Source organism: Brevibacillus schisleri, from assembly GCF_055685845.1.
Map to the genome: position 1 here is coordinate 6,113,622 of NZ_JBVNDM010000001.1, position 18,540 is coordinate 6,132,161.

The 18,540-nt window shown below is 46.4% G+C and carries 17 protein-coding genes; 1 reads left to right on the forward strand and 16 read right to left on the reverse strand.

Going from position 1 to position 18,540, the window contains the following annotated elements; genetic code table 11:
- Nucleotides 1–128: 128 nt before the first annotated feature.
- On the forward strand, nucleotides 129–788 hold the full coding sequence (locus ACUUHJ_RS29005; RefSeq protein WP_289674908.1) for a YigZ family protein: 660 nt from the start codon (nucleotides 129–131) through the stop codon (nucleotides 786–788).
- 76 nt (nucleotides 789–864) lie between these two features.
- Here the strand turns inward: ACUUHJ_RS29005 and ACUUHJ_RS29010 are convergent, their stop codons facing one another.
- The 16 genes from ACUUHJ_RS29010 to nuoN all read right to left on the reverse strand — a co-directional run bounded on the left by ACUUHJ_RS29010 (nucleotide 865) and on the right by nuoN (nucleotide 18,540).
- On the reverse strand, nucleotides 865–5,385 hold the full coding sequence (locus ACUUHJ_RS29010) for an S-layer homology domain-containing protein (RefSeq protein ID WP_472300735.1): 4,521 nt from the start codon (nucleotides 5,383–5,385) through the stop codon (nucleotides 865–867).
- A 173-nt stretch (nucleotides 5,386–5,558) separates the two neighbouring features.
- Entirely contained in the window at nucleotides 5,559–6,659 is a 1,101-nt protein-coding gene (locus tag ACUUHJ_RS29015) for a glycosyltransferase family 4 protein (protein WP_064200423.1), read from the reverse strand.
- Nucleotides 6,660–6,686: 27 nt separating this feature from the next.
- The gene (locus ACUUHJ_RS29020; RefSeq protein WP_472300736.1) at nucleotides 6,687–7,424 is read right to left on the reverse strand and encodes a WecB/TagA/CpsF family glycosyltransferase; all 738 of its coding nucleotides are present in this window, start codon (nucleotides 7,422–7,424) and stop codon (nucleotides 6,687–6,689) included.
- Between the two features lie 70 nt (nucleotides 7,425–7,494).
- Nucleotides 7,495–7,953, reverse strand: coding sequence for a 3-hydroxyacyl-ACP dehydratase FabZ (gene fabZ, locus ACUUHJ_RS29025; RefSeq protein WP_173605649.1), 459 nt, complete (start codon nucleotides 7,951–7,953; stop codon nucleotides 7,495–7,497).
- Between the two features lie 172 nt (nucleotides 7,954–8,125).
- On the reverse strand, nucleotides 8,126–8,647 hold the full coding sequence (locus ACUUHJ_RS29030) for a CDP-alcohol phosphatidyltransferase family protein (RefSeq protein ID WP_015893596.1): 522 nt from the start codon (nucleotides 8,645–8,647) through the stop codon (nucleotides 8,126–8,128).
- Nucleotides 8,648–8,780: 133 nt separating this feature from the next.
- On the reverse strand, nucleotides 8,781–9,035 hold the full coding sequence (locus tag ACUUHJ_RS29035; RefSeq protein ID WP_015893597.1) for a DNA-directed RNA polymerase subunit beta: 255 nt from the start codon (nucleotides 9,033–9,035) through the stop codon (nucleotides 8,781–8,783).
- Between the two features lie 35 nt (nucleotides 9,036–9,070).
- Nucleotides 9,071–9,904, reverse strand: coding sequence for a flagellar hook-basal body protein (locus tag ACUUHJ_RS29040; RefSeq protein WP_289674912.1), 834 nt, complete (start codon nucleotides 9,902–9,904; stop codon nucleotides 9,071–9,073).
- 14 nt (nucleotides 9,905–9,918) lie between these two features.
- Nucleotides 9,919–10,914, reverse strand: a complete 996-nt coding sequence (locus ACUUHJ_RS29045) for a flagellar hook-basal body protein (protein ID WP_289674913.1) — start codon at nucleotides 10,912–10,914, stop codon at nucleotides 9,919–9,921.
- Between the two features lie 7 nt (nucleotides 10,915–10,921).
- A complete protein-coding gene (gene mreB / locus ACUUHJ_RS29050; RefSeq protein ID WP_289674915.1) occupies nucleotides 10,922–11,938 on the reverse strand; it encodes a rod shape-determining protein in 1,017 nt (338 codons plus the stop codon).
- Between the two features lie 81 nt (nucleotides 11,939–12,019).
- Entirely contained in the window at nucleotides 12,020–12,304 is a 285-nt protein-coding gene (gene spoIIID / locus ACUUHJ_RS29055; protein ID WP_003388385.1) for a sporulation transcriptional regulator SpoIIID, read from the reverse strand.
- A gap of 180 nt (nucleotides 12,305–12,484) precedes the next feature.
- Nucleotides 12,485–13,219, reverse strand: a complete 735-nt coding sequence (locus ACUUHJ_RS29060; protein ID WP_472300737.1) for a peptidoglycan DD-metalloendopeptidase family protein — start codon at nucleotides 13,217–13,219, stop codon at nucleotides 12,485–12,487.
- Nucleotides 13,220–13,306: 87 nt separating this feature from the next.
- Nucleotides 13,307–14,323: a stage II sporulation protein D gene (gene spoIID, locus ACUUHJ_RS29065; RefSeq protein ID WP_472300738.1), complete on the reverse strand. Its 1,017-nt coding sequence runs from the start codon at nucleotides 14,321–14,323 to the stop codon at nucleotides 13,307–13,309.
- 174 nt (nucleotides 14,324–14,497) lie between these two features.
- Entirely contained in the window at nucleotides 14,498–15,814 is a 1,317-nt protein-coding gene (gene murA, locus ACUUHJ_RS29070) for a UDP-N-acetylglucosamine 1-carboxyvinyltransferase (RefSeq protein WP_289674919.1), read from the reverse strand.
- Nucleotides 15,815–15,832: 18 nt separating this feature from the next.
- Nucleotides 15,833–16,576, reverse strand: a complete 744-nt coding sequence (locus tag ACUUHJ_RS29075; protein WP_472300739.1) for a YwmB family TATA-box binding protein — start codon at nucleotides 16,574–16,576, stop codon at nucleotides 15,833–15,835.
- Nucleotides 16,577–16,673: 97 nt separating this feature from the next.
- A complete protein-coding gene (locus ACUUHJ_RS29080; RefSeq protein WP_015893606.1) occupies nucleotides 16,674–16,904 on the reverse strand; it encodes a DUF1146 family protein in 231 nt (76 codons plus the stop codon).
- Between the two features lie 103 nt (nucleotides 16,905–17,007).
- Nucleotides 17,008–18,540: an NADH-quinone oxidoreductase subunit NuoN gene (gene nuoN / locus ACUUHJ_RS29085; protein WP_472300740.1), complete on the reverse strand. Its 1,533-nt coding sequence runs from the start codon at nucleotides 18,538–18,540 to the stop codon at nucleotides 17,008–17,010.

Consider the following 18,540-nt stretch of genomic DNA (forward strand, 5'->3'; position numbering starts at 1 on the left):
AGGAACTCCTCCCTTTCCTTTTTTATTCCACAAGCACCACATAGAGTACTACGATTATGTGTCAAAAACATTTCAGTGTTCGCCAACATTTCTTTGGCATGCTATCCTTTTCTTGAGGTGATTGTACGATGCTTACCCAATACAAAACCATCGCTGGCTACGGTGAGGACTATATCGTCATTGAGCGCTCCCGTTTTATCGGATATGCCCAGCGAGTTACCACCGAGGAAGAAGCGACAGCATTTATCGCGATGATCAAAAAGAAGCACTGGGACGCTACTCATAACTGTTCTGCTTTTGTCATCGGCGAAAACGATCAGATTCAGCGCTCGAGCGATGATGGAGAGCCTAGCGGCACGGCAGGCAAGCCGATCCTAGAATGCATCAAGAAAAATGGCGTGAAGGATACGGTCGTAGTCGTCACTCGCTATTTCGGCGGAATCAAGCTTGGGGCCGGTGGACTCGTTCGGGCTTATACAGCTGGAACCGTCACTGCATTGAAGGCTGCAAAGATCGTGGTGCACACGCTGCATCAGACGATCTCTATCAGCGTGGACTATACATGGTGGGGCAAGGTCGAGAACGAACTGCGTCTGGGCGAACATCGCGTGAGTGGTACGGATTTTACAGACAAGGTGACTGCGCATGTGTTGATCCCTGAGGGGGACCAGGATGAGTTTGTCGCACGGATGGTTGATTTGACGAATGGACAAGCTCAGATCGTGCTGGGAGAAAAGGAATATGTGGAGGTTCCTGTAGACGCGGTTGGCGATGTTGAAGAAGAGTAGTTTCTCCATGAAAAAAGCTGAAGAGGCGATGACCTCTTCAGCTTTTCTTCTATTATATATGGCGAAATATCTCGGCTTACTGCTTAGGCAGTTTTTTGAGTTGGACCATGACACGAATAGTGATGACAGCCATCTCAGCACGAGTCAGGTTGTTTGTTGGTTTGAAGCTGTAGGTTGACTTTTTCTCACCTGGATTATCTATTTCGCCGTTCATCAGTTTCGCCTTGCTGACAGCAAGTACGGATGGAGCTGCATAGTAGCTAACGTCTTTGGCATCTGTGAACATTTTGTTCAAAGCCAGTTTGGAAGCATCGAGTGTGCCCAATTTGAGATTAAGCGCACGTGAGATCATGATTGCAGCTTCTTCGCGAGTAAGATTTTCATCTGGACGGAAGTAGCCGGGTTGTTTTCCACGGATAATCCCAGCACGAGCAGCTGTCTCGATATATTTGTACTCATAATCCCACGAATTGCGATTCGGACGAACATCGGTAAAGGTCGGTTCTAACGGATCACGCTCGTTGCTATCCCGATATGGTCCAGCGTTAATTGGGAGATCCATCGCTTTGACTAGCATCGTTGCAAATTCGCCACGAGTCATGTCACGGTTAGCGCCGAAGCTGCTTCCACTGTATGCTGGCATGATTCCTTTAGCGTACAGCGTCTCAATTGCATCACGAGCGAAATCATGTCCGATGACATCATCGTATGTTTCTCTCGTCTTCATGACCATGTAATAACCAAAACCAGCAAACGGCACGGTAACAGTCTTTTTGCTTGTACTCACTACGCCACCAATATTTTTCCATTCATCCCCATTGTGGTAGAAAACGGTCAGGATGTTATTCGCTGCGTTTACAATGGATGGATCGTATTTGATGGTAATTGTACCGCGAAGGCTAGGAACCAGATTGTCTTGCCAACGACTCTTGAAGTCTTCCGCATCGCCTTCATCGAAGTATGGATCACGACCACCCGGAGCTTCTGTATCACCTGCATCTACATAGTACAGGGGACTTGCATAGTTGAAGTTTGCTTCTAGTACCAGTCGTTCTTCCAGATTATCCTCGTCGATGTTTATTTGTCCTGTTGTCCGGTCTGCCATACCGAAGTATAGAGGTACATCAACAAAAATATCTCCGTTTGGATTCTTCACTTCTTGGCCAGCACGGCTATCATCCGGCGACAGCAAGACGGTACCTTTCGGGAACTTCAGCTCAAACTGCTTGTCAAATACACTGAATGTGGTTTTCTTTCCTAATACATCACGATATTCTGCACCATTTACAGTCGAGCTCGCATTGTAAATTTTGATTTCGTCTTTATAGGTGCTACCGCCTACCACAACCGAGAACTTAATCGTGTTTAGACCTTTTTTAAGTGGAACAGTTGACGTAAACACATAATAAGTCTCTGGTATGGTCTTGCCCTGTTTGTCATCGTAATAGAAGTCAGGGTTGCTTGTATTGGTTACTTTTGCTTCTGTTTTGCCGAACAGTACTTTGTCCGCATTTTCAGCAAACACTTTCACCACTGCACTGTTGCTATTCACGATAATGTGCGGATCGGATTCTTTTGCTTTTACCGGGGACAAAACTTCCCAGCTGGAATACTTCTGATCGATATTGATGTCATAGCGAATGACAGTTCCATTGTCATCTTCTGCTACGATTGTGTAGACTGTCGTGCCACCCTTTTTCAGCGTCAGTGGGAAGAGGGCCAGTTTCTGTTCCTGATCTTTGGCATTTGTCACAGCATCTTGTACTTCTTCTACAAGATCGCCATATTTCTTCGTGCTCATCTTCCCTTCAAAACGGGTGCGAGATTGTGAATCAATGTTGTGATCATCATACAATTCTTCCAAATCGTTATTCAACGCTGCTTCGAGGCGTGCTTTTACGTACTCTTGGTTCGTCGTATCTTGGTCCCAATCTCCACTCTTGTAGCGGAAATCATTGATACGCTTCCCGTTCTTTTCAATGTAGACATGTGTTGCATCATTTACTGTAAAGCTCAAGTTAGTCAGGAAGTTGGCACCTGTCTTATAAGATGCATCTCCAGCTTTCTTGGTCAGTTCTTCACTTTCACCATTGGATATAATTTCAAGCTTCACATCCTCGACAGATGGCGTCTTGGATGAGTTGTAAGAAACGTTATAGGTGAATACTGTTTTTGGATCGTCTTTCAAGGTGATTTTCAGGACGTTGTTGCCTTTTTTGTATTTAAGCACGCCTTTCTTAATAAGGAATGTGCCCTTGTCAGTAATAATATCTGAAATCTCGATAGATGCACCGTTTAACGTTGCCTCAATGTTATCATTCTTCAAAACATAGTTGTACACTTTCCCGTCGAGATTTCGAATGTCATTCTCACTCTTTACTTGATATCCGTCTTCAAAACTGCGTACCTGTCCAGTTGCATCTACATAAGTGATTTGGGCAAATGGAGTAATGCGAATATCCAGCGTATAAGCAACAGATAGCGAATTTGAATTTTCTACATAGTCAATGACCAGTTTCCCTTGACCCTGTGGCAGCTTTTTCAGGGTAAGTGTAAATTCATCTTTCGCTGGCGATGTTGCTGGCGTAATTACATAGTCGGCAGAAGTCAATGCTTGGCCGTTATACGTAATTTTTGCATTAGTAGGAGTTGTAATATTTTTTGTAACTGCCTTCAATTCCAACGGTGAAGCAACAATAATATTCGTAGCCGTCGGAGACAATACTTGTGCGTTTGCCAAATTAATCACTTGTGAAATGCTCGGTTTAGAGCTATCCAAGTATTTGAATTCGTACTCGTAATTCGCAACATTAATGAAACCCGATGGAGACGTTACAGTATTATCCGAAGCCTTTGTCAGGTATTGATAGCTCAAAGATACTTTGTACGTTTTACCATCTACGAAGCTATCCGCTGGCACCGACATTTTTACTGCATATTCCGTAAATCCGCTTTGTGGGTTGCCAATCGGAGTAAAGGTTACCCCGTCTGCATTCTTGTATTCTTTTTTCGTCGCACCCTCGGAGATGGTAATTTTAAATTCCTGGAACTGTTGCTCACCAGCAATGTCTACAAATTTTAACAGTGCGGCGCCATTCAACTCCATAGCAGAAGAAGAAGAAGGACCTGATATCGTCGCTTGCTGGTTAGGCAAAAGTGGTATTGCCCCCAACATTACTTTATAAAATTGATCTGAGCTTCCAGAGGATGTAGTGGTGACCAACAGCTTACGGACAAAGGTACCTACCTCTTTATTTTGGTTAAAGACTCTGATTTCCAAAGTATTTTCACCAAGCTGGGATGGTACACTCAATCCAAATGAACCAGTTCGGTTCACCTGTGTTTTAACTACATCACCTGTACGCAGGTTTTTCACTTCAACGGTATCTGCATTGAGCGCTTTCCCGTCCAGATTCAAATTCAGACGGTTGAGTGATGGAACCGTGATATAAGTTGGACTAGTGTTGACATTCGGATCGTTCAGCGGTGTGTCATTTACTTTCAAGTCACTGACAAGTGGTGTGTTGTTGTATTGAACATAGAACTGGTAGTGCTCTTTTGTTACGTTTCCTACTTTTTCATAGAAAGCGATCTGATTCAGACCAGGCTTCAAGCCAATGTTGCTAAATGTAAAGTTGCTGCCATTAATCGCTGGCGCAGTATTGGCCAAGTCTTGAATGGAAGTGCCGTTGTTCGTGATCAGCTTCAGTCGCAAGCTGCTTCCTGTTACTCCACTGCCATACGTACCAACTAAGGTTATCGTAGAGTCTCCATAAATCACTGGGGTATAGGCTGTCGTTCCTCCAGAGAAGTTGGTAATGGAAATTGGGCTGTTCTGCGAGTTGTACTCGTAATAGACAATAGCGCGCTCTCCTGTATTCGGCGCAAACAACTGAATTGCATTCAGTCCAGGAGATAGATCGATATCTGGCAAGATACCTCGAGAAGAACCGGTTACAGTTCTAACGGTTATGCCGTTTACTTGAACCTCTACAGCCCGTGTTTTATCCAATTTGTCTGAAACAGTATATTCGTATTTCAAATCCGTTACTGTTCGATTTGTTACCTTTATAGGGGCACTTTGATGTTTACCATCTCCGCCATTATCAAATTTTAGCGGACCTACACCTGGAGCAGAAGGGTTTGGTGAGTACTGGAAGAAAATCTCTGCTGTATCTTTCGTTGCATCAACCGTTACTTTTGGCCTCACTGTAACTTTTGTGACTGCTCCACTGCTGTTCAAATAAAAATCTGGCAGTTTAATTTTGCTGTTATCGAATAGTTGATTATTCGCAAGTAGAACATTATCAATCAGTACGTCTACGCCTTGACCATTTTTGGTGCTATCGGTGTAAGTAAGTTCGACTCCATGGATCAGTTTGCTTAGGGTCTTGATCGGTGTGCTATAACTTTTACCATCGCCATTAGTAGCAGGTGGTGTCGGTGTCACAACATAGTCAGGTAGTGTCTGGAAACCTGACCAGTTGGAACCCAGCGCCGCAGAAGCTGGCATTGCTGGCAACATACCTGTAACAATTAACATCATCGTCAGGCACATGACCAGCCAACGACGGAATTGTTGATAGGACTTGTTCATATTTTCACCTCTCCGTTTATTTATGAAACCTCTTATGTGTCCCACACTAGTAATGAGACAATGTAAATCTCCCTATCTTTATCGGACAATTCCCTTCTGCACTTAAGTGTTTCCCCTTAAATTTTGGCGAAAAAAAGCCCTAGCACCATTAGATGCTAGGGTTCTGTTTGTTTTTAGTTCGTCCGACGCTGTTGCTCTGTCTGTTTAATTTTGATCCGTCGATACGCATTAATCAGTGGACGGTGACGGCGGCTAACGAGTCCAACGATCTCTGTTCCGAGATGAATAACTATCAGCAGCGCGACCATGACAATAATCGTAGTCCACTTTGTCGTCTTCGTCAGCAGAATCGCCATCGTCCCGAAGAAAATGCTGATCGAGTAAATCGTGAGTACAGTCGAGCGGTGCGACAGACCCATGTTCAGCAAACAGTGATGCAAATGCCCTTTGTCTGGGCTCGAAATCGGCTTTTTGTTCACGATCCTGCGCACGATGGCGAAGAACGTATCCCAGAGCGGTACACCCAGCACGACGATTGGAATGATAAAGGAAACGAACAACGCTTCTTTAAAGCCCATGATGGATAGTGCAGCCAGGTTGAAGCCTAAGAAAAGCGAACCGGTGTCGCCCATGAACAGACGAGCCGGATGAAAGTTAAAGTAGAGAAAGCCCAGGATCGCTCCAAGGAGCACGAAACAGTAGGCCGATACCTTGTAATCATCCATCAACAAGGCCATGACACCCATTGTCCCTGCAGCAATTGCTGACACACCTGCCGACAAGCCATCGAGACCGTCAATCAGGTTCACTGCGTTGGTTACACCGACAATCCAAAACATCGTGATCGGAATCGCGAGCCAGACAAGCCAGCCACTGCTAAAATCAATGCTTCCGCTATACGGCAGATTCACGACGCCGATCTTCAAGCCAAAAGGTATGACGACAATCGCTGTTGCGACTAGCTGTCCGAGCAGCTTCCATTTTGGCGAGAGCTGGTATTTGTCATCGAGCATGCCGACGACCATAACAATCGTACTTCCGATGAAAATTCCCAGCATTTCCGACATGCTTGTATGCGGGACAAATAGGAAGAACGCAACCAGATAACCGATATAAATTGCCAAGCCACCCATACGTGGCATGATTCGCGTGTGTACCTTGCGCTGGTTCGGAGCATCCACTGCTCCTACTTTTACAGCTAGGTTTTTTACATACGGTGTTGCAATAAATGATATGATCAGCGAAGTCAGAAATCCGAGGATTAGTGTAGACATCGACTGTTCTCCTCTCTACGGATGCATCTAGGAACGGCTACTCCATTTTTCTTTCAGTACGGTTAGAACAAACCGAGGAATAGCCAGTTGACGCTTCCAGCGGGAAGGCTCAGAAGCAAGTCGATAAAACCATTCCAAATGCAGTTTTTGCCAAATCTCGGGAGCGCGCTTCACTTTCCCGGAAATGACGTCAAAGCTTCCGCCTACCCCCATCATCAGGGAGGCATTTAACTGATCGCGATACTTCGCCATCCATTCGTCTTGTCTGGGTGCACCCAGCGCGACGAACAGGAGCTGCGGTTTCGCTTCGGCAATTTCCTGTACAATTTGACTTTCTTCCTCTGGGCGAAAATAGCCATCCCGACATCCGACGATTCGGGCGTTCGGGTAACGAGCACTCAGTTTGTCTTTTGCCAAATGAATGACATCTGGCTTGGCGCCGAGTAAATAAACGCCCCACTGATGCTGATCGGCTTTCGCCATGAGCGCTTCCAGAAGCTCCACACCGGTAACGCGCTCATAAATCGGCTGATTCGTCCATTTAGCAGCGTACACGATTCCAATTCCGTCTGGAACGACATAGGCTTGTTCTACAATAGAACGGAAAGCGCGATTCTCTCTCGCTACCATGACGATTTCCGGATTGGCTGTCACCACGTGAGTCTTTTGACCGCCTTGTATGCGCTCCGTTATATGATCGACAGTCTCACGAAAACCGCGAGTCGTAAATGGCACATCTAATATGGTTGCGACCTGTTTGGTCATTTCTTCACCTTCAATGCATGGAGTTGCCCATTAGCCATTCTACCCGAAAAGAAAGGCACATTCAAGATGATCATGAATGTGCCTTATTTCCTGCCGTCAGGGCAAACATTAATCCACCCTCTGCTACTACTTTCCCATTTACCAGTGCTCTTCCATGCCCTTTGCCGACGGTACCACGTACACGAGTAAGCTCAACCTCTAGTACCAGTGTATCTCCCGGCTTCACCTGATCTTTGAAACGGAATTCATCAATACCTGCAAACAGCCCGATTTTTCCTTGATGTTCCTCCATGCTGAGCATCGCTACTGCTCCAACCTGTGCTAACGCTTCCACAATAAGGACGCCAGGCATGACTGGATAACCAGGAAAATGACCTTGGAAAAACGGTTCATTTACCGTGACATTTTTAATTCCAACTGCTCTTTTTCCTAACTCCAGCTCTTCAATTTTGTCTATCAACAAAAACGGGTAACGGTGCGGGATGATTTCCTGAATTTGCATAATATCCAAAGGCGCTTTGATTTCCATTATGTATCGCTCCATTTCCATACTTAACTAGACTTGTCTATGCATGAATACCCTTTGACCAACGAAACAATATACATAACTCCCGCCCCAGTTAAACGGACAAGCGGGATTAAGATAAAAGGGGCACTTCCTCCCAAAAGCGGAAGTGCTCTTTTTCAACGTGTAGGAACCCTTACACGCGGTTCAATAGTCGAGCCTTTGCCAGATAAATCGCACTCGCAATAAAGGAGAACGCTATAACCGACCAAAGTATCGCTTCACTGTACTCATAACGGTACATAACGAGCGGAATGACCAGATACAAAAGAACGGTTGTCAGCTTGCCATAGGCATTTGCCGGGACAGTTTTTTTGCCACGGAAATGGTAAACAGCTCCTGTTACTATCATGGCCAGATCGCGCACAAAGAAAAATAGGGCGGCCCATACACTGATTCGATCCGTCAAAAATAATGAGGCGATGACCGCCAGCATCATTAATTTATCTGCCAGAGGATCTAACATCATTCCGATGGTGGTCACAAGCTTATGCTTCCGCGCGATGTACCCGTCCGCAACATCGGTCACTCCCGCCAAAATCAAAATGCCTAAAGCGATTTCAACATGATACGGAAACTCCGAAAAAAAGACATACAGGTACAAAGGGATGAGCACGATGCGAAAGATCGTAAGCAAATTAGGAAGATTCACGGACATCATCCCTCCGTATTCAAATCGTCACTTCCTTTTTCAACCACTCGACCTATTATACTCCGTGGACAAACACCACAACAAGTCCTCGAAAAAATAGGAGCCCCAACCATAGGTTCGGGCTTGTCCAGCTTCGTTTTTACGTATCTTCAAACATTAAATCCCACATATGTTTGTAGGTTCCTGGATCGAATACATCAGACATTGGCTTCTTGCCAACCCCACCGTAACCGATCATCAGACCAATGACCAGTGAGAAAAACAGCAGGAGTGGGACCAGCACCATCTTGGCAACTCTCAGCCGCCAATTTTTGCCGCTCCGTTCCCGCTCTCTTGCTTTTGACTTAACCTCTTCGGTCTGACGCGGGAAACGTTTGCTCTTCCCTTGTTCCATGCTCCTCTCCTCCGTCATGTTGAAATGATATGGGTTTATCTGCTTCTCAGTTGGTTGGCAATGCCCATCATTTGATCACTGATGCCGATTGCACGTGAGTTCAATTGATACGCACGTTGAATGTTCACCAGTTGGGACATTTCCTCTGTCATGCTAACATTGGAACCTTCCAGTGCGCCTTGGCGAACTTTAGCGATACCTTCATCGATGGCATTGACATATTTATCAGATGGTTGCTTAACCGAGTCAAGCTCAGCATCAAATAAATTTTTACCTACTTGCTCCAACTGATCTGGATTATTTACTTTCCAAACCCGAATCGTATTGATCGGATTCGGATCATCACCGACTACAATGCCACCATCAGAATTAATGGTAAAAGGCTTTGTTGGATCCGGGATCGTAATAGGTTCGCCATTATCTCCAATGAGAAAATCCCCATTAGAATTGGTTAAAACAAATTCATTATTAGTACCATACTGACTTACTTTAAAATTGCCGTCGCGAGTAAAATAGAACTTTTCTTGAAGGTTTCCATTTATCATGGTTCGACGACTCACAGCAAAATATCCGTCTCCCTCAATCATTAAGTCCGTTGGCACATCAGTAACCTTGACAGTTCCTGGCGAGAGATCCAACTTGGACAAGCCAAGGCGAGCACCGCTGCCGATTCGAATCCCCTTTGGGGAATTTCGATTCACGATGTCTTCTGCTGGCTGCTCGTTCATTGAATCGGAAAGTAGTTCAGAGAACGATGCGACTCGGCGCTGATAACCAGCAGAATCTATATTCGCGAGATTATTGGCCGTATTGTCCAATGCTTGCTGAATCCCGCGCATTGCTGATGTAGAGATATTTAGTGATTGCATCCTTTCCCCTCCTATTATCCGTTTACTCGACCAATTTCATTAACAGCCTTTTCCAACGTACCATCGATCGTAGTAATTACTTTTTGATTAGCTTCATAGGCTCGCAAGACACTCATCATGCTCGTCATTGTTTGGGCTGGGTCTACATTTGAGCGTTCCCGCCATCCCTGTTGCGTTCCATAGCGTCCCTTGACTTTTGAAACATCGTAGTCTCCTCTAGTAAGTGCATCCTGATCATCTTGTTCTGCTGCCTGTATTCCCTGAATGGCAAAATCGCCTTGGTAGCGAAAGACGTTATTGCCTTCCCGCATCAGCTTAGAAGGATCCGTAATAACATTCAATCCAAGCTCAATGTTCATATCATCGAGTACTGTTTCGCCCGTTCCACTGTTAAAGTACTCATTCCACAACTTGCCTTTTTCATCAATCTTTACATTCTTGCCGGCATTTTCGTTAGGCTGTGCATTACTTGCGTCGTTCTTATTGATTCGAATCGCCTGATTCCGATTATCCAGAACATAATACCCTTCCGCTGTCACCAGATAACCAGCGTTATTCACGCTCCAGTTGCCATTCCGTGTGTAGCGAATATCCTCTTCTTGCACTGGCTGTGCCAAGTTTGCTTGTTCAATCCGCGCCACACTGTAAAACAACCGCCGCTCATTGCCATTCTGATCTGGCTGAATATTGTCCATCAACGCAAGGTCATACGGATTGCGTGTCTCTTCAATATCCCCCTGCGCAAAATTCGGTAGCGCCTCCGACATGTATACCCCTGTGTGCAAACGCCCGATAATGGCAGGCTGTCCAGGCATAGTAGGGATGCCCGGAACATCCAGTCCCTCATGATCATTCATGCGTGAGAGCAATTGCTCCGGAAATGCACGCATGACACCCACGTCCTGTTTGAACCCGGGTGTATTGATATTTGCTAAATTGTTCGCCAGCGATTCTTGCCTGTTTTGCAAAGCCAGCATGCCAGATGCAGACGTATACAAGCCTCTGATCACGTAAATCTTACCCCCTGAATAATCGCTTATTCGAGTGAGCCGGCACCTTGTCCAAATAGTCCAGCATCATTCCTGTTCCTTTTGCAACGCACATCATTGGCTCGTCCGCTACCAGCACAGGAACCTTCAGCTCCTCTGCCAGAATCTCGTCAATACCGTGCAATAATGCGCCGCCACCGGTCAGGAAAACACCCTTATCAATTATATCGGCAGAAAGCTCCGGAGGCGTTCGTTCTAAAACAGATTTTGAAGCTTGTACAATCGCACTCACCGACTCAGCCAGGGCTTCCTGGACTTCATTGGAGCGAATGGTAATCGTTTGCGGCAAGCCGCTTACCATGTCTCGACCCCGAATGTCCATTTCGTCCTGGCGTCCGCCGGATACGGTTCCAATCTGAACCTTGATATCTTCAGCCGTACGCTCTCCAATTAGCAATTTGTATTTATTTTTTATGTAACGCATAATAGCCACATCGAATGTATCGCCTGCTATTTTAATGGAGGAAGACGTGACAATATCGCCCATCGACAATACCGCTACATCGGTCGTTCCCCCACCGATATCCACTACCATATTACCGGACGGCTGAAAAATGTCCATACCTGCCCCAACTGCGGCAACTTTCGGTTCTTCTTCGATAAATACTTCTCTTGCTCCACCGCTGCGCTCAGCCGCTTCGCGAATTGCCTTTTGCTCAACAGAGGTGATGTTGGTCGGGCAGCAAATCAAAATGCGCGGACGGGCAAACATGCTCTTTCCACCAATTTTGTTTAAGAAATGCTTCAGCATTGCCTCTGTGATTTCAAAATCCGCGATAACCCCTTCTCGCAAAGGTCGGATCGCTACGATATTTCCCGGGGTGCGGCCTACCATGCGATAGGCTTCATTTCCTACGGCCAAAACTTTTCTGGTTTTACTGTCTATTGCCACGACAGATGGTTCGTCTAGGACAATTCCCTTGCCTTTTACAAAAACCAAGACATTGGCCGTGCCCAAGTCGATTCCGATATCTTTGCCAAACATGAAAGGTCCTCCCTGATTACCAGTTACATTTCTACCTAATATCATAGGCTCTTCTACGTGAGAGGACAAGGAAATTCTTTCTTACACACTCTCCTCCTGTTCTACTCGTACTTTTTTACTACGTCGTTTGTACTTAATTTTGGTCGCTTCGCCCCCCCGAAGATGTCTGATGGCTTTGTGGTATTCCAAAATTTCCTTAACCTGGTTCGCCAACTCTGGATTTATCTCAGGCAGCCGCTCAGTCAAGTCCTTGTGCACAGTACTTTTCGAAACACCGAACTCTTTGGCGATCATCCGAACCGTATTTCTTGTCTCTACAATATATCGGCCGATTTTGATGGTCCGCTCTTTGATGTAGTCGTGCACATTACTCGCCTCCTCGTATCTACATTGTCTGATACAATATATGGGTGCGTAGGGACACATATTCTACGTTTCCAAGCCTGACAAGCCAGCACGGCCGCATCTTTTTTCAACAGTTTGTACTACATGCAAAAAAACACCTGCAATTGTTGTTGTTTGCAGGTGTTTTTCTACATTCATTGGTTATTGATTTTTTCCTTCCGTATCAGCCTGAATCAAGTATTGCTCTGGATTGACAGGCTTGTTATCGATGCGAACTTCAAAGTGAAGATGTGCGCCAGCGTCTTTTTCAAGGGTGTTGCGTCCAGCAGACCCGATTACTTGACCTTGTGTCACTTCATCTCCTGGTTTGACTGTAACGCTTTCCATACTTTGATATACCGTAATCATTTTGCCAGCGTGCTCAATCTCAATCTCGTTGCCGACAAGTGGATCGTTCACCACTTTTACTACTTTACCCGCAAGAGCTGCGATGACATCAAAGCCCTTTCCATCCGTGGATACGAGGTCAATCCCTGTGTGCGGATAGAAGGTGTTGTCGAAGCTCACCAATGCTTTTTGCTGATTTTCCTTGGAGGCTTTCTCATCATAGTAGTTCATGCCCACATTGTACTGTACGCCTTTTCCTACTGGCCAAGCGAGTGGTTGTACGCCACTTGTAGCAGGTACCGCTTCTTCGTTTTGCGGTGTAGTCGTCTCAGGAGCTGTAGGAGTTGTCACTGCCACGCCATCTGTGCCATTCGTCATTTTGGATACCGTGTCCATGACATTGCCCTGATACCACATCACAAAAGCGAGAATGATTGCTGCGGTGCCGATGTAGATTGCAGGAAACGCCCATTTCTTGCCCAAAACTTTTTTCCAAGAACTTGCCTTCTTGAATGGAATCGGTTGATTTTGATTTTTTTGATCTTCCATTTTATTCATCACCTCATCCCTCAGTATCGCCAGAATTTTGGCGTATAAACCTGAGAGAGTAGGGAAAAGTAAAAATTTGCTTTTCTTTTAAGCTGAGATCACTCTTTTATACTCTTGCAGACTAATTCCTTGATAGAAGTGTTTGACGATTTGCTCCGCACTTTTGCCGCTTTTGGCCATTCCATTTGCTCCCCACTGGCTCATCCCGACACCATGACCGTACCCTTTGGTCGTAATGAAGACCTGATTGCCACGCAAGTCCAACGTAAAAGAGGAAGAATTCAAATTCAGCTTTTCACGAAACTCTCGTCCAGTAAATTCTTTGCCGCCAATGCTGATGGTTCCTACGCGGTTTCCAGTTGTATGCGATTCGATCCGATACCAGGAACCACTGGTAGAAGCCTCCTGAGTGAGCTTGACGCCCAAATTCTTTTCTAGCTCCACTGTGGACAGGACGACCGTTTCCTCATAACGAGGAGACTGAATATCCCAAGGACTCGCAACGCTCTTCAAATAAGGAATGGGCTTTTCCCAATATTCATCCGAGTTCTCTGTAAAACCATTACTGGTGGAAAAAAACGTCGCGTCAATGGGCTCGTTCTGATAGGTCAAGATCACCCCTGCTGTTGCCATAACGGCTTGCTGGATGCGTTTGTTTTTCCATTCGTACTGGTCTCCCCAACGTTCACGCCGTTGCTTTTCATCCATATAGACTTGATGCTGCACCGTATCCAAGACCTGACCGCCTGATGGCACATCATCAAACTTGCCCTCTTTTAAACGGCGCACGATATAGGTCCTGGCCGCCAACGCCTGTGCTTTTAAAGCCTCCAGCTCGAACTCGGCTGGCATTTCCGCCGCTACGACTCCCGTAATATACGTTTCTAGCGGCAATGTTTCCACGGCCTTCTTTTCTGTACGGTACACCTTAACCGGCAGAGAGGATGCGGATTCCTTCATCGCCGGTATGGCAGGCTCCGGGACGGCCACAGTAGGCTGACTGACAGAGCTTATTTCTGGTGAAAACCAAAAGACCAGAGCAGCAGGCATCAGGACGAGCAAGATCGGCAAAGCGATAAACCACATGAGTAGATAGCGTTTCATGCAAGAGATCCTCCCCGTTACGTACTAGACACGAAAGGTCTTAAATAACCTACTAAAGTCTATGTCCTGCAACAGAGCGGTAGAACGAGAGAATGAGAGAGTCGAGAGAACGAAAAAAAGACCCCCTGCATACGCAGAGAATCTTTCGTTTTTGCCATATGGTTGACGCATTTATCAAGCAAAATTAGGAGAGAAGCTTACTTTGATGGTTTCGGAAACTGCTTTTTCACGAGCTGGAACCACGCGTTCTACATCTGCTCCCAAAGCCAGCAGCTTTTCCGTAAAGTTCACGTAGCCACGGTCAATATGGTGCAGGGCAGAAACCTCAGTCTCTCCCTCAGAAACAAGCCCAGCCAGTACAAGTGCTGCACCCGCACGCAAGTCAGTTGCTGCTACCTTGCTGCCTGTCAGCTTGGAACCGCCTTCGACGATGGCACTGCGGCCTTCGATCTTGATGTTTGCATTCATGCGACGGAACTCTTCCACGTGCATGAAGCGGTTCTCAAATACTGTTTCGGTCACAATGCTCGTTCCTTCTGAAACAAGCAAAAGCGCCATCATTTGCGACTGCATATCCGTCGGGAAGCCAGGGTATGGCAGCGTTTTGAGGTCAACTGCTTTCAGTGGGCCTGTGCGGCGTACACGAATGCCGTTTTCTTGCTCCTCAATGTCCACGCCCATTTCACGAAGCTTGGCGGTCACGGATTTGAGATGATCGCAAATCGCACCTTCCACAAAGACATCCCCACCAGTAATCGCTGCAGCCACCATGAAAGTACCTGCTTCAATGCGGTCAGGAATGACACAATGTGTGCAGCCCTGCATCTTTTCCACGCCTTCGATACGGATCGAACCTGTGCCCGCACCGCGGATTTTTGCTCCCATTCTGTTCAGGAAGTTCGCCAAATCAACGATCTCCGGCTCTTCTGCCGCATTTTCGATCAATGTGGTTCCCTCTGCCAAAGCAGCGGCCATCATAATATTTTCTGTTGCACCGACGCTAGCGATATCCAGGTAGATTTTCGCACCCTTCAATCGTCCTTCTACCGTCGCTTCAATAAACCCTTGTCCGATTTCGATTTTGGCTCCCATAGCCTCAAACCCTTTTAGGTGCTGGTCGATCGGGCGTGTACCAATAGCACATCCACCCGGAAGAGCGACACGAGCTTGTCCTTTTCTGGCTAAAAGCGGCCCCATCACGAGGAAAGATGCGCGCATTTTGCGGACCAGTTCATAGGACGCTTCTACACTCGTAAGCTTGGAAGCATCGATCGTCAGCACTTCATGATCATATGTAAGGGAGATTCCCATCGATTTCAAAAGGTCGCATATCGTCCGGACATCGTCGAGGCCTGGTACGTCTGAGATGACGCAAGTCCCTTCTTCTGCCAAGATAGATGCTGCAATAATAGGGAGTACGGCATTTTTGGCGCCAGATACTTTTACATTTCCAGCCAATGCCTTACCACCACGGACAATAATTTTATCCAATGTGTACCCCTCCGCGTGCTAATATTCCACAGTGATGATTGGTGTACCTACCGTAATCCATGTTCCAGAATGGCTATCACGATGCGTAGCCACCTGTAGATTCATCTTTTGACCGTTTAACGCGATGAATGATTCCCACATAGGGGTATACCCTGAAATGCTGACAACCGTCTCATCTTGCAAACGTTCTAATTCTGTTGCCTGGAGAGTACCAAAAATCGACAATATTTTACCCTCCTGTTGGTCAACACCCATCTTAACATTGTACAATCCGCGAATACAAGTGCTAATTTGCGGAATAAAGTCGGCGCTTTGCAGGGCATTCGTGAAGGTTTCCTGTACTTGTCCAATATATAGTAGCGAATCACGGTTTCCAGATAACTGAAGTACTAGATATACAGAAAATGCTCCATTTTTAGGCACTCCTGTCACCTCGTAGCTCAGATCCACGCCGTTTTGTGTGTATGTAGTCCTATATGCGAGTATGTTGTGTTTACGCGATTGCTCGCTTGGGGAAAACGGAATCTCAAGTTGTTGTGCCCATTTCGTCGCCAACTCTTTTACTTGTTCAGGAAGCAGGCTTTCTCCCATCGCCGTACGCATGCGTACCTGAACCGATACACCCGTTGCGCCCGACTCTTCTAGTACTTTCATCATTTCTGTCACAACCGGCTTTTCTTCCTTTGCTTCTGCAGGCATCCAATACACGGCCCCCATCACGAGCAATAGAGCCAGCACGCACCAACCAGACCATTTCCCCATTGATATCCTCTCCCTGTGCTTACATGTATCTCTTTGTACTTCTCATTTTGTACATGTAGCTGGGTGGATATACCAGCGAATCGTCGTCTTTGGGTTTTTAGTTGAACAAATTCCCGAATGTCAGGGACCAGCCCAAGTAATCAAGGAAAAAGCGGGACAGTTCATATCCAATCACAATGGAAAGAATAATTTGCAACAGCTTCGCCTGAGCACCATTTGGTTTTTTCAAAATCTTATCAAAGCGAAAGGATTGCAACGCCCACCAAGCGAGCCCAATAAACGCAATCGATAAAATGATGCTCAACAAGCCATATACTTCTTGTGACATGCTCGTTACCTCCTCATTGCCCAACCGAGAATAATAGAAAAAGGACGGCCCGATTACGAGCCATCCCTTCTATTGTACCTGAAGTGCTATTCAGTTACGAGTATCACTGAGAGCTGGGAGAGAGCATGTTCCCAAAATCAAAGGACGGATTGAAATGAATCTGGATATAGTCGGTGACCAGACCCGGAAAAGCACCGAAGAATACGGTAGCGATTGCCATGATGAGAATAAACGTCCAAATCCCCTTTGGCACAACCATTGGTGCTTCGGTTGTCCCAGGACGCATGTACATTTGACGAATAATCCCAAAGTAGTAGTAGTAGGAAATGACGCTGGTGATGATCATAATTGCCGCCAGCCAGTAGTTTTCTACCACTAATGTACCCATGAACAGATAGAACTTCCCGAAGAAGCCAACCGTAATCGGGATACCTGCCAAGGACAAGAGGAAGATGCTCATCGCAATGGCCATCACTGGTGAGCGATGATACAATCCGGCGAATCCTTTCAAATCCTCTGTCTCTTGCTCACGAGATACAACCATAATCACAGCGAAAGCACCAAAGCTGACCAGCAAGTAACCGAACAGATAGAAGATTACCTCGCTGAAAAAGAGAGAAGTCGGCGGTACAAACGGCACGAGCAAATAGCCCGCTTGCGCAATACCTGAATAAGCCATCATACGCTTGACGTTTGTCTGCCTGAGCGCCATCGTGTTCCCGATAATCATCGAGGCGGCTGCCATCAGCCCCAAATAGAGGCTTCCCTCTTCGAAAAAGAACCGTCCTGATCCCGTTCCATCGGAAACGTTGAAAAACGAGATCATCATCACGCGAAACATCAGCGCGAAACCTGCTGCTTTTGACACAACTGCCAGGAAAGCAGTGACCGGGGTAGGAGCACCCTGATAGACATCTGGCGCCCACATGTGGTTAGGCGCTGCAGATATTTTGAATGCAAGACCTACTGCGAGAAACGCAAACGCCGTATAGACGAGGAACTGATAGCCCGCCATTCCCGCTTCAGCCAACCGGAATGAGATTTCATAAATATGTGTGGTTCCCGCGAGTCCGTATACGTACGACATCCCAAACAGGAGCACAGCCGTGGCAATACTTCCCGAAACGACGTATTTGAACGCCGACTCGTTGGAAAGCCGCGATTTTTTTCGCAATCCGACCAGTACATAGGACGAGAGAGACAATAGCTCCAGTCCCACGAACAAGGTAATCAAGTCAGCCGATGAAGCCATGACCATAGCCCCGAGAAGCCCGGTCAGCAGTAAATAGTAGTACTCGCCTCTGTGTTGGACTTCTCCTGCTTTCAGATAGGACAGCGAGATGAGAATGGCAAAAGCTGTCCCTGCCAGGAAAATCAGCTTGAACGCATTACCGTAATCATCGATCCGGATCATGTCGATCATGTAGCTGTATGGCTTATCGAGAGCATTCATATTGATGATCACAAAGATCGCCGCTATGGCCGTTCCCAGGAAGGATAGCCAACCGATGACCTGCTTGCCAAGGCGCTTGCCCGCAAAAAGATCCAGCAGTGATAAAAAGGTAGCAAAGCCAAGAATGATAAACTCGGGCAGAAGGTAGCTCCAGTCATATGAGAAAATATCTTTAACCTCCAT